The sequence below is a fragment of the Aliarcobacter faecis genome, assembly GCF_013201705.1.
Lineage (GTDB): Bacteria > Campylobacterota > Campylobacteria > Campylobacterales > Arcobacteraceae > Aliarcobacter > Aliarcobacter faecis.
This window is the reverse complement of the sequence record NZ_CP053837.1, coordinates 669,386-682,308: the sequence shown is the minus strand read 5'-3', so window position 1 is coordinate 682,308 and position 12,923 is coordinate 669,386. Positions and strand designations below refer to the sequence as shown.

Annotated in this window: 12 protein-coding genes; 3 read left to right on the top strand and 9 right to left on the bottom strand. The window is 28.0% G+C overall.

Features of this window, described 5'->3' with window-relative positions; all coding sequences use genetic code 11:
• The 6 genes from AFAEC_RS03520 to AFAEC_RS03495 all read right to left on the bottom strand — a co-directional run bounded on the left by AFAEC_RS03520 (position 1) and on the right by AFAEC_RS03495 (position 8,296).
• The gene (locus AFAEC_RS03520; protein ID WP_034216457.1) at positions 1 to 1,971 is read right to left on the bottom strand and encodes a MacB family efflux pump subunit; all 1,971 of its coding nucleotides are present in this window, start codon (positions 1,969 to 1,971) and stop codon (positions 1 to 3) included.
• Positions 1,965 to 3,146 (bottom strand): efflux RND transporter periplasmic adaptor subunit, encoded by a 1,182-nt coding sequence (locus AFAEC_RS03515; RefSeq protein ID WP_026805955.1) that lies wholly within the window; start codon positions 3,144 to 3,146, stop codon positions 1,965 to 1,967. Before AFAEC_RS03515 ends, AFAEC_RS03520 begins: the two co-directional genes overlap by 7 nt.
• A 355-nt stretch (positions 3,147 to 3,501) precedes the next feature.
• Positions 3,502 to 3,999 (bottom strand): hypothetical protein, encoded by a 498-nt coding sequence (locus AFAEC_RS03510; protein WP_026805956.1) that lies wholly within the window; start codon positions 3,997 to 3,999, stop codon positions 3,502 to 3,504.
• Positions 3,996 to 5,612: a PepSY-associated TM helix domain-containing protein gene (locus tag AFAEC_RS03505; protein ID WP_026805957.1), complete on the bottom strand. Its 1,617-nt coding sequence runs from the start codon at positions 5,610 to 5,612 to the stop codon at positions 3,996 to 3,998. The genes AFAEC_RS03510 and AFAEC_RS03505 overlap by 4 nt, the downstream gene beginning before the upstream one ends.
• 8 nt (positions 5,613 to 5,620) lie before the next feature.
• Positions 5,621 to 5,926: a hypothetical protein gene (locus AFAEC_RS03500; protein ID WP_026805958.1), complete on the bottom strand. Its 306-nt coding sequence runs from the start codon at positions 5,924 to 5,926 to the stop codon at positions 5,621 to 5,623.
• A gap of 36 nt (positions 5,927 to 5,962) precedes the next feature.
• Positions 5,963 to 8,296, bottom strand: coding sequence for a TonB-dependent siderophore receptor (locus tag AFAEC_RS03495; protein ID WP_026805959.1), 2,334 nt, complete (start codon positions 8,294 to 8,296; stop codon positions 5,963 to 5,965).
• Between the two features lie 174 nt (positions 8,297 to 8,470).
• Between AFAEC_RS03495 and AFAEC_RS03490 the strand changes: the two genes are divergently transcribed.
• Together AFAEC_RS03490 and AFAEC_RS03485 are read left to right on the top strand one after the other, a co-directional pair.
• The gene (locus tag AFAEC_RS03490; protein ID WP_026805960.1) at positions 8,471 to 8,770 is read left to right on the top strand and encodes a hypothetical protein; all 300 of its coding nucleotides are present in this window, start codon (positions 8,471 to 8,473) and stop codon (positions 8,768 to 8,770) included.
• Positions 8,767 to 9,186: a type II toxin-antitoxin system VapC family toxin gene (locus AFAEC_RS03485; RefSeq protein ID WP_026805961.1), complete on the top strand. Its 420-nt coding sequence runs from the start codon at positions 8,767 to 8,769 to the stop codon at positions 9,184 to 9,186. Before AFAEC_RS03490 ends, AFAEC_RS03485 begins: the two co-directional genes overlap by 4 nt.
• Before the next feature lie 37 nt (positions 9,187 to 9,223).
• On the opposite strand, the gene AFAEC_RS03480 is transcribed toward AFAEC_RS03485, so the two are convergent.
• Together AFAEC_RS03480 and AFAEC_RS03475 are read right to left on the bottom strand one after the other, a co-directional pair.
• Complete coding sequence (locus AFAEC_RS03480) at positions 9,224 to 10,201, bottom strand: FecR family protein (protein ID WP_026805962.1); 978 nt, start codon at positions 10,199 to 10,201, stop codon at positions 9,224 to 9,226.
• On the bottom strand, positions 10,202 to 10,741 hold the full coding sequence (locus AFAEC_RS03475; protein ID WP_225442394.1) for an RNA polymerase sigma factor: 540 nt from the start codon (positions 10,739 to 10,741) through the stop codon (positions 10,202 to 10,204).
• A 57-nt stretch (positions 10,742 to 10,798) separates the two neighbouring features.
• Between AFAEC_RS03475 and AFAEC_RS03470 the strand changes: the two genes are divergently transcribed.
• Complete coding sequence (locus AFAEC_RS03470; protein WP_026805964.1) at positions 10,799 to 11,860, top strand: agmatinase family protein; 1,062 nt, start codon at positions 10,799 to 10,801, stop codon at positions 11,858 to 11,860.
• 60 nt (positions 11,861 to 11,920) lie between these two features.
• Here AFAEC_RS03470 and AFAEC_RS03465 read toward each other — a convergent pair whose 3' ends face one another.
• Positions 11,921 to 12,784, bottom strand: coding sequence for a virulence RhuM family protein (locus AFAEC_RS03465; protein WP_026805965.1), 864 nt, complete (start codon positions 12,782 to 12,784; stop codon positions 11,921 to 11,923).
• Positions 12,785 to 12,923 lie beyond the last annotated feature (139 nt).

The following is a 12,923-nucleotide window of genomic DNA, read 5'->3' as shown; positions in this document are numbered from 1 at the left end:
TTACTCTCCATTTAGTGCAACAACTGGGTCTAATTTTGAAGCCTTACTTGCAGGAATATATCCAAAAAATAATCCAGTAATCAAAGCACTAAAAAATGCTATTAATATAGCTTTTATTGAAAAAATAAGTTCTATATTAAAAGAGATTAAAACTGCTCCTATAAAAATTGCTACAACAACACCAGCAATCCCACCAATAAAAGATACCAAAACAGCTTCTGTTAAAAACTGTCTTTTTATATCACTTTGCCTTGCACCAGTTGCCATACGAATACCTATCTCTTTTGTTCTCTCTTTTACAGCCATCAACATAATATTCATAATTCCTATTCCACCAACTATTAAAGAGATACTTCCTATTAAAGTTATTAAAAGATTTTGTTGTTTATTTGCCTCTTGTTGAGCTTGAATTTTTGAAGGATTATTATTTATACGAAAATTATCTGTACCTTTTATATCTTTTAGTGTTCTTGTCATATCTTCTACCGTTTCATTTGCAAGATTATAATCTTTAATATATAACTGAATAGATTTAGGGTCTATCTTATTTGCTAGTTGTCTATTTCCAAGAGTAAAAGGTAAAACCACCATATCATCATCTTCTGCATCTCCACTATAAACTGCCATCTCAGACAATTCTCCAACGACTCTAAAAGGGATATTGTTTATAAGAATATATTTACCTATAGCAGAATCATTTGCAAAAAGTTTTTCTTTTATAATTTTTCCTATAACAACAACTTTTGCTAAATTATTTTCATCTTCTTTAGTAAAAAATTCACCATTTTCTATTTCCCAATTAAAGATTTTTAAACCATTTTCATTTGTCATTAAGGCAAAAGCACCTAAATTTACATTTCCAAATTTTATAGATACTGAAGTACCTCGTGCAGGACTCACAAACTCAACATTATCTAATTTTTCTATTGCTTTAACATCATTTAGAGTAATAGTTCCTACTATTCCAGTAACTTTATCTATATCTGGAAAAATAGATATTCGATTAACATCACCAAAAGTTTCCATCTGTTTTAAAGCTTTTTGACTTGTAGCCTTTCCAACTCCCATAAGTACAATTACAGAACAAACTCCAATAATAATTCCCAAAAGTGTGAGTAAAGTTCTAAAACGATTTACCCAAAGTGTCTTCCAAGCACTAATAATCGCTTCATTAATATCTGCTATAACTGAACTATCTTTTTTTACTCCCTCTTTCATATGCTCAATAAAATCCCTTTTTTCAAAAGAATTTTTAGAATTTACTATCTCATAAGAGCTATTTTTACTATCATCAATAATTAGCCCATCACTAATACGAACTACTCTTTGAGCTTGAGAAGCTACTTGAGAATCATGCGTAATTAAAATTATCGTATGTCCAGCACCTGCTAACTCTTTTAAAAGTTCCATAACTTCAATACCACTTTTGCTATCTAAAGCTCCTGTTGGTTCATCTGCTAAGATTATATATCCTCCATTTACCAAAGCTCTTGCAATAGAAACTCTTTGTTGCTGACCACCTGAAAGTTGGTTTGGATAGTGATTTTTTCTTTGCTCTAAACCAAGCCTATTTAAAAGTTCATCTGTTTTTTTCTCTCTATCTTCAAAATCTGTTCCTTTATATATTGCTGGAACTTGAATATTATGATTTGTATCTAGTGTAGGTATTAGATGATAACCTTGAAATACAAAGCCAAAAGCTTCTCTTCTCAGATATGCCAACTCATCAGCTTCAAAATTAGATATATTTTTTCCAGCAAATAAATACTCTCCACTACTTGCTTTATCCAAACACCCTAAAATGTTCATCAAAGTAGATTTCCCAGAACCTGAAGTTCCTACTATAGCTACAAACTCTCCTGTATATATAGATAAATCTATCCCATGTAAAACTTTATGTATTGGTGTTCCATCTTTTCCACCATAAAATTTACAAATATTTTTAAGTTCTATTAAGGGAGTTTCTACCATTGCAATCTCGTAGAGGCTTTTTGTTCTTCAATTTTTGTAATAATTTTTTCATTCTCTTTTATACCATCTAAAACTTCACCATAAAGTCTATCTTTTATTCCAATTTTTACAACTCTATTCTCTATTTTATTATTTACCAAAACTTTTGCTAGATAAGTACCATCTTTTTGCTCTTTTAAGGCATACAATGGAACTAATAAAACATCATTTGCAAAAGATTCAACAAAAAATACTTGAGCAGACATTTGACTCATCAAACTATTATCTTCATTTTCTATATCAAAAAGTGCTGTATATACTACAACTTTTGTTGTTGAAGACTCTTTTTGTTCACTATTTTCATTAGTAGATACAGGAGCAGGTGCAGGAAGTATCTGTTGTAATTTCCCTTTCCAAGTACGAAGTTCACCTCTTTTATCTTTTAATCCTAAAGTTGTAAAATATATATCCATACCAATTTTAAGTTTTCCAATATCAGCTTCAGAAACCTCAGTCCAAACAGTCATTTTAGATAAATCTGCAACTCTCAATAATTTTGGTGTTTGATATGTAGCATTTAAAGTTTGTCCCTCTTTTGCAATTAAAGATACAACTGTTCCATCCATCGAAGCATAAATTTTTGTATATCCAAGAAGTGCTTCATTTCCTTGTAAAGTTGATAATGCCCCTTTAATTTGTGCTTCCAAACTTTTTATTCTTGCTTTTGCAACTTTTAAATTTGCTTGAGCTGTTTGTACATTTTCAAGTTTTGTAGCATCATTTTTTAAAAGTTGTTCTTGTCTTTTTGATTGAAAATTTGCTAATTCAAGGATAGCTTCTTGCTCTATTAATTGGGCTTTTAAATTTGATAAAGTTGCTTGATTTGTTTGAACTGTTGCACTTTGCAAACTAGGGTCAATTTCAACTAATAAATCACCTTTTTTTACTATATCTCCAGCTTTTACATGAATTTTTTCAATTTGCCCTGAAACTTGAGCTCCAATATCAACATATTTATGTGGCTGTAAAACACCTAAAGCAGATACAACATTTCTAATATTTCCTTTTACTATCTCTTCACTTTTTACTACTTCTACCAAACGGAAAAAGCTATACCAAACAAAAAAAGATAATAAAAGTAAAATTGTTGAAAGAACTAATAATAGCTTTAACTTTTTAAAAGATTTTTTAGGCATTTTATTTATAATTTCCTTTATTATAATTATGAGAGTTATTCTCTATATAGTAAGACGAATAAATTAAAAAAAAAGGACATAAAATAAGAAAAACTTTTAAATTTATAGAATTTTATATTTAAAAGTAGATATTTGTAACATAATTAAAGAATTTGTTCTATAACAAACTGGTTAAAACAATATCTAAACTATAAAAGATTATTGGTTTCTCTATAAACTTAAGTATGAGTTCCAAAATATTAAAAAGGAAAGTTTTTCTAATTATTATTTTATTCGAAATTTTAATCATAAGAAAAATATCTTGAAACTCATATCTAAATCTATAAAATAGAGAGTAAAACTCCCTATTTATAGATTACTCTCCACTATTTTGTTTTACCATCTCTAAAATCTTTTTACTACTTCTACTACTAAAATACATAGTTAAAAATATAAGTAAAAAAGCTAAAGAATACAAAGTTATATTTAAATTATTCCATTCACTCTTTTCTGTTTGTGTTTTACTAATTTTATCCATAATATCAGCTTTTATCTCTACTGTTTGAATATCTGATTTATCACTTAGTAAAACTCCATTTTTTACCAATTTTTCATCTGGACCAGTTACTAAAACCACTTGATATGGTTCATTTGGAATAGCTACATTCATCTGGCTACTTTGAGAAAATCTTTGTTTAAATAAAATCTCACCAGTTTTCAAAGACTCAAATCTTATCATAGCCCCTGGTATTTTTTGCCCACCAGTTATAGTTACACTATTATCTGCATTTGCTTTTACATCTAAAATAAATCTTGTCTCATTTGCAAAAAGTGATGAAACTATAAAAACCAACATATATATAAATTTTTTCATCTATTTTCTTCTCCTTTATTTAATCTTTTAGTCCAAAATTCTTGAACTTTTTCTCTATTTACTGGCAATTTTTTAGCCACATAAAGTAAAACTACTCCCAAAATAAATAACCCAATATCTACTCCCAAAATAGCATACATCTCTCCACTTAAAAGTTCTATTGGAGAAAAACCACTATTTATACTATGAACTATTGGACTAAGTAAAAACAAAATTCCACCAAGAGTTAAAAACTCTTTTGCTACTTGATAAGTATTTAGTCTATAAAAAGACCAAGTTAAAGTTCCAAGCCAAATTAGAATAAAAATCCCTTTTTGAAGGGTAACTCTATTTTCCATATCAATAGGAAATAACCATTGACTTACAAATAAAAATCCAGTTGCAGGAAGAACTCCTAACATAACACTTAAAGACAATCTTCCCATCCAGTCAAAAGTAGGAATATGCAAAGGAATTTTTCTATTTTTCTTCTCTAAGTAAAGTAAAACTCCAAAACCAATAGCAACTAAAGATAAACTCATCAAAGTTGCAATCAATAGTTTTATCCATACATTAACACCCCATAAAAAGTGAAAAAAGAAGATAGCATTTTGAAACAATCTACTCCAATGTGCATCCATAACTTTATGCTCTTTTATCAAACTTCCATCAACTGCACTTAACATAACACCTGGAAAATTATATATCCCATTAAAAAGTATCAAAGGCTGGTTATAACCATAAAAATATGCAGTAGCAGTTATATCTCCCCAATTATTTAAAGCTATCATGGCATAAGTTGTATCTGGTGCTATCTCTTTTGCTTTCTCAAATAGTTCATTTATACTCAACATTTGTGCAGGGATATTTTTTCTTTCAAATTCTGGCATCTCAGATTTTTTTTCAACTTGATCAATTAATTGACTTACTTTATAAGCTTCTCCTTTTGATACAAGTTTTGCCATAACAGTTGAACCAGAAAATCCAATATTTATCAAAGCTCCTGTTAAAGTAATAAGTATAAAAGGGGCAAATGTCCAAACAAAAATCTTTCTATGGTATTTTGAAAATTTACTTGTAGTAGTATTTGAACTGTTTTTATATTTTATTTTTAAAACCAATAATATCCCACTAATTCCCAAAAACAAAACAGCAGTAGCCATAAATCCAAAACCATAAAATCCAATTTCTCCTAGTTCTGCTCCAAAGTGCATACTATTTAAAAACTCACCCATCTCTGATTGTTCATCCTCATCTTGAATCATCTTTTTTGTATGAGGATTGAAGTAGTAAGCTTCATCTATATATCTTGTCCAAAATACTCCTGTAGTATTTCCATGAGTTCCAGGAAGTCTAATACGAATAAGATTCTCTTTTGGAAAATTTGAGTCTGCTAAAACAGGCTCTACAATAGCTCCATAGTCTATTTTCATAGGGTCAATCATCTTTATATGTTGAGATGGTTTCTCCCAAGGAGTAATATAGTCAAGTAAGATTGCAAATATTCCAAAAAATACTGCAATATACATAAATAAAGCAAAGATTATCCCCACAGATTGGTGTACTCTTTGGAGCCTTTGTTTAAATAGTTTACTTTTTTCTTGTTCTAAATCTTTTATTAATTCATTTGTCATATCTATCCTTAACTATTATAATAAACTAAAACTGGAACTAAAAATAAGATAGTTGGCACAACACTTCTTAAAATAGCACTTAGTTTTGTATATGCTAAACTTATCCATAAAGCACAGCTAGCCCAAGTTAGGGTATTAAGCACAAGTGGTAAGATGGCATTTTCTACTGGAATTCCAGGAAGTATAAGTACAAGTAAAGTCATACCAAAGTATGCAACACTAAGCCCACCAAAGATAGAACAGAGTATTCTAAATAGCCCTATTTTTTTCCCACTGATTTCGGGAGTTGATAAAATTTTGATTAATTCTTTCATAAAAATTTCCTAATTAAAGAGAGTTAAAAACTCTCTTTAAAACTTAACACTTACATTAAAAGCAACACTTCTTGGAGTTTCTGATAACATATTACTAGCTGCCCAATAATCTTCTCCTGTTATATTTGTTGCATAAATTCTAAATGTAGTATCCAAACCATCTAGTTTTGTTTCATATCTAGCACCCAAATCAAGAGTTGTATAAGCATCTAGCTTTTCACTATTTATAGCATCTCTCCATTGAGTTCCAGTATGATAAACTCCACCATTTAAAAAGATTTTTGGAGAAACTGGCAATTTATATTCTGCATACATTTTTGCTTGAACTCTTGCTCTATTTGCTGTTTTTTTACCTTCTATTGCTTTATTTGTAGCTTTTTCTACTTTTGGACTTATATATGTAACTCCACCCATTAAAGTTAAACTATCTGTTGCTTTTCCAGTTAGTAAAACTTCAACTCCCTCATTTATCTGTTCACCATCTTCTGAGGTTTTTGTCATACCATTTGGAAGATTTTCAGTCATACTATTTGCTTTTTCAATTCTAAAAAGTGCTGTACTTAAAAGTAAATCTTGGTTTATAGAGTATTTAGCTCCCATTTCATATTGTGTACTTACTCTTGGTTTAAATACTTTTCCATTATTTACATCATTTGAGTTCTTAACAACTGTACCCTTTTCAAGTGATTCCATATAAGTAACATAAGTTGTTAAATCTTCTATTGGTTTATATATAAGCGATAAAGTAGGAGTAAGTTTAGACTCATCATAACTTCCACTCCCAGTTATCCATTGGTCTACTGTGGCATAATTAACCCCAACTAATGCACTCCAATTTTCATTAAAAGTAATATTATCACCTAAAACAACATTCTTATTATTATATTTTAAATTTAAATAATTACCTGTAGTTAATGAATTAGCTACATTCCAAGTCATTAAATCATTAATATTTGTATAAGTATTGTTATCCAAAGTATCAATAAAATCATCACTTTTAACTTTTGCTTTTCCTAAAGAACCACCAAAAGTCAAAGTATGATGAATAGAACCTGTATCAAACTCTCCATCTAAATAAGCATAAGCACCATGATTTGTAGTTACTTCTTTCCCCATATCTCCAAATTCTCTATTAAAAGTCCCATTATTTGCATCATATCTATTTATAAACCAATGTGCCAATCTATCTGCATTTTTATAAAGATATGCTGTTCTTAATCTTATATTTTCAGTAAAATTATAGTTTGCTTTTAACTCCAGTTTATCAGAATCTATATTGTTTTTACTCCAAGTAGGAGTATAAGATTTACTTGTATCAAAAGCTTTTGGCATTTTTCCTGTAACCACCCATAAAGGAGTTACTCCATTTATATGAGATTCTCTATGTGAGTAATATAGTCCTAAATCAAGATTATCAGTAGGTTTATAGGCAAATGATACACCAAGGAGTTTTTCTTCATTTGAGTTATTATCTTTTGCAGTATCGCCATCTTGATAGCTTCCAAATACTCGCACACTTAATTTATCAGTTATATTTTGTGAAGTATCAACTGAAGTATAGTAGTTTTCTCCACCATTATTTCCAATAGATATTTCTGTAATTGACTCTTTTTTAGGATATTTTAAAGCATAGTTTATAGTTCCACCTACATTTCCACTTCCATATAAAAACCCACTAAGTCCAGAGATAACTTCTACTCTATCAACTTCTTTTAAACCAACTCCAAAATTTGATGAAGGAATAGGAATACCATCTACTAAAGCTGTACTAATAGCAAATCCTCTGATACTATTTCCTAACTCACCATTATAAGAAGCATTTCCATTACTTTGTATAACTGGAGTTTGTTTTGCAACTTGTGCCATATTTGTTGTAATTGTATTTTCTATAAAATCACTTGATACTATACTCATAGAGTATGGTGTATCCTGAAGAGATAAATTTCCCCAAACACCAAGAGTTTTTACATCTTCTACTAAATAGCCACTCTGTGCACTTCCATTTTTACTGCTTTTACCACTTACAGATACATCATCTAAAACATAAGTTCCATTGCTTAAAACTTTTACAGAAGAAACTGGTTTGATGATTATTGCTCCATCTTCTATTATGGCTTCTAAACCACTATTTTTTAGCACTTCATCTAAAGCATTTTGTGTACCATTCAAATCTTTTATGGCATTTGCAGTTTTACCATCTAGTATTGCACCATTTGTGATATAAGGTTTATTTGCTTTTTTTGAGATTTTTTCAATAGCATCTTTTAAAGATTGTTTCTCTAAAGAGTATGTAATATTATCAGCAAAAGCACTTGAAGATATAAGCAAAGCAACAACTGGGCTTAATATCATTTTTCTAAATTGATTCATTATTTTCTCCTTTTTTAGCATAAAACAATTTTGATAATTGTTTTTAGTACTCTATAAGAGTAAATAATTATTAAAAAACGGACATAAATTTTTAGAAATTTTGGAATTTTGATTTTTTTATAAAATTTGTTATACTTTATACCACTTAAATTTTATAAATATTTGGAGTTTATTATGATTAATTTAGATTTAGGCACTATTCAGATAAATAATCCTGAAATAGAGAAAAAATCAAAAATTGAAATAAAAGAGTTATTAATAAATTTCTTAAATAATTTCTCTTCTACAAAAACTAATAAAAAATCTTGGGAAGAGATAGAAAATGAGATAAAAAAATTAAAAACTTTAAAAAAAGATAGTTCCAAAAATTTGGAAGAAGCTTTTGATTTTTTAAATAAAGAGTTTGTGAATAATGGAAAAGTTCCTTATGAAGAACTAAAAGATAACTATTTATCTAAAAAGCTTCAAAGATGATAAAAATTTATATTGATACAAATGTTTTTATCAATGCTATTGAAAATAGAGATAATAATATTTCTAAAAAAGTATTGATATTTTTGGAGAACATTAAAGATATAAATATTTATTTAAATGATTTATCTATTATTAATATCCACTATATTGGAAGGAAATCAACTGAAAAATCTGAATTAAACAAAACTTTAAAAACTATAATAAATAGCTATAATTTAATCTCTATTGATAAAAATATTATAGAAGATGCACTAAATAGCAATTTTAAAGATTTTGAAGATGGAATTCAATACTTTTGTGCAAAAAAAGTTGAAACAGATATTATTATAACTTCAAATACTAAAGATTTTAAATCTTCTAGTATAAAAATCTTATCTCCAAAAGAGTTTTATGATAAATTTATAATGGAAAATTAAATAGAAAAAGATAATAAATTCTCTTTGAATTAATTTATTATCTCTTAGAAATTCTTAACTCTTTCTCTTTTTTATCTATTTTTATCGGATATATTTTTGTAACTGTCTTTAAAAATATATCAAGTTGAGTTGAATTAAACTCACCAGTTATAAGATAATCTTCAATTTCTTTTGATGAAAAAACAACTGAAACATCGCTATATTTTGAAAACTCTTCCAAAGCCTCTTTTAACTTTGTTTTATCCAAAAGAACTCTATTTTCCGTCCAAGGAGCTATTGTATCAGCTTTTATTATTGATATTTGGTTTGTTGAGCCATTATCATTTGAATAAGTTAAACTATTCTCTTTTGTAAGAAATATTTCATTTTTCTTATCAAAAAAATGTCCCAAATGGTATGTTTTTACTCTACCTTCTTGCACATTTATAGTTGTAGTATCTTTTTTGTGGATTACTTCAAATTTTGTCCCAACTACCTCAATATTTACATCATCACTTTTTATAATAAAAGGTCTATTTTCATCTTTTTCTACTTCAAACATAGCCCGTCCATCTACTAAATATACCACTCTTTTGTCATTAAAAAATTCTATATTTAGATTTGTCTTAGCATCAATTAAAATATTTGAGCCATCAGGAAGTTGCTCTTTTATAGTTTTTGTATCTGTTAAAAGGCTTTTTGAAAACTGCACTTTAAAGCTATTTTCATAAACTTTAAAGGCGAAAAAACAGAGTATTAATAAACTAGCAGCTAGAGTAGAAAATGATTTTATTTTTTTAAAAAATCTATCTTTACTTATTTGTTTATGAGCTTCTTGGCTTAAAGTTTGAGCATTTTGTTTTGATAAAGATTTTGACATATTATGTACAAATTTCATTCTATTAAAAACTTTTTGATGGTTTTCATCTTCTAAAAGCCAATTGTGGAACTCCTTTTTTTGATTTTCATCTAAGCCCTCTTTTTCACACATTACCCAATAAATGGCATCTTCTTTGATTTTAGCTTCATTATTCACTTAAAATCCCCTCTTTTGTAATTCTTCTTCTACTTTTATACTTGCTCTTTTGATAAGTTTTTCCACTGCATTTGATGTAATATCTAACTTTTGTGCTATCTCTTTTCTACTATATCCATCAATAGTATATAAAATGTAGGCTTCTTTGGTTCTTGGTGGTAACTCATCTATTATTTGCATAAAAATTTTTTCTTGATCCTCTTGAATCAAAATCTCCTCTGGTTGCTCATATTCTGGAGCAAAACTTAGATTTTCTTCATAAATTGTGCTTTGAAGTTTCTGATTTTCTAAAGCCTCTTGTACAACAATATTTTTTGCTATTTTATATAAATATGCTCTTTCATTATTTATTTCATATTTACCTTTAATCTCAAGAAATCTACTGTAAGCTTCTTGTATCACATCTTTGGCTTTTTCTTTATCGCCAACTAATTTAAAAGAGAAATATAAAAGTTCATCATAATATTTCAACATCAATTTGCCTGATTTTTTTTGAGAAATATTATCATAATATTTCTTCATTAAAAAAGATATTGACATATTGCCTTATTTAGTCTATAATTGCTAACTTTCAAAAAATTATATTTAGGGAAAATTATGTCATATAGAAGTTTAGAAGAAGAGATAAAAGTTTTAGAGCTTGGTCTTCCACCACAAAAAAGTGATGGATTTTTAGGTGGAAGATTAGACCCCAAAGATGCAAGTTTAGTTTTACTTCCTGTTCCTTGGGAAGCAACTGTTTCATTTGGAGAGGGAACTGCAAATGCACCAGATAAAATTAGAGTTTCAAGTCATCAATTAGATGTTGAAAACTACCACTATAAAAAGCCTTATAGTGCAGGAATTGCTATGCTGGAAACAAATAAAGAGATAGCAAAATTAAGCCATAAAGCAAGAAAAAAAGCTATAAAAGTAATAGATGCTTTAGAAAATGCAAAAAGTGATAAGAAATCTTTAAAATTTGTAAATGAAGCTTCAAATGTTTTAAACTCTTTTGTATATGAAGAGTCTTTAAAACTACTAAAAAAAGGTAAATTTGTAGCTGTTGTTGGAGGAGATCACTCTTGCCCACTAGGACTTATAAAGGCTTTAAGTAAAATCTCAAAAGAGGAGTTTGGAATACTTCATGTAGATGCTCATCACGATTTAAGAGAAGCTTATGAAGGCTTTACTTACTCTCACGCATCTATTTTTTACAATGTTTTACAAGAGTGTAAAAAAGTTTCAAAACTTGTACAAATAGGGATTAGAGATTATAGTAAAGAAGAATCTCAAAGAATGGTTGATTTAGGTGAAAAAGGAGCATGTTTGTATGATACAGCTATGCAAAGTAGCCTTGCTAGTGGAAAATCATTAGAAGATGTTTTTACTCCATATATTGAAAAATTACCACAAAATGTATATCTATCTATTGATATTGATGGTTTAGAGCCATTAAATTGTCCAAATACAGGAACTCCTGTTCCAGGAGGCTTAAGATTTGGAGAACTTGAACACTTAATATTTATGATAGTAAAAAGTGGAAAAAATATAATTGGTTTTGATTTATGTGAAGTTGGAGATAGTGAAAATGGTTGGGATGCAAATGTTGGTTCAAGAGTTTTATATCAACTTTGTGGAGCATTATTGGCTAGTCAAGGGAAAATTGAGTTTATATAAATTTTTTATATCAATATTTTGGAAATTGGACTTTCTTAAAGAGAGTCCAGTTTCTATAAACTAAAGTTTTCTCAAAATTTCATCTATATCCAAACCAATTTTAGAAAAGGCAAACCATTTCTTACCCAAATCCTTTAAACTTGCTCCTATATGATATATCTCTTTTTTATCTAAAATTAAAAATCTATCATGAGAATTTTTAAAGGTTTTTAGAGAGAGATTTTTATACTGTTTTTGATACTTTTCAAAATCTAATTGAAGTTGTTTTGAAATATTGTTTGTATAGATAATAAAATTTATATCTTGATATTTTGAAAATAGAGTAAAAACTGTATCATCTATATAATTATCTATTAAGATAACTTCTTCTTGTGCTAATTTTAATAAATCATTTATAAAAGAGTAAGAATCAAATATCTGTCCATCATAAAATATTCCTTGATTAGTTTCTAATTTATTATTTTTTACTAAAGATTTCATTTCAAACATTTCAGATTTTAAGACATTTACATCATTTTCAAGATTTACAAATCTTTCATTTGTGATTTTTTCTCCATTTATCACATAACCATTTTGAATATAGTTTCTTAAGACAGTAGTTGCCCATTGTCGGAATTTTGTAGCTGTAATAGAATTTACTCTATATCCAATAGATATAATCATATCAAGATTATAGTGTTCAACATTTCGTTCAACAGCTCTATTACCCTCTTTTTGAACTATTAAGAAATTCTGAATAGTTCGGTTTTTTATTAACTCATTATCTTTATAAATAGCTTTTATATGCATATTTATATTTGGTATAGTTACACTAAAAAGCTCTGCTATTTGCTTTTGTGTCAGCCAAATAGTTTCACCATCTACCGAAACTTTAAGTTCCAACTCTCCATCACTATACATAACCATATTTGAAAGATTATCCATATCAAATCCTTACTTTTATAATTTAAAAAATTATATCATAAGATAAAAATATAGATTAAAAGTATTACAGAATGAAAGATTATTAAATGATTATTGATTTATTATAACCTTAAGTATGAGTTCCAAAGAAAAAGGGAAA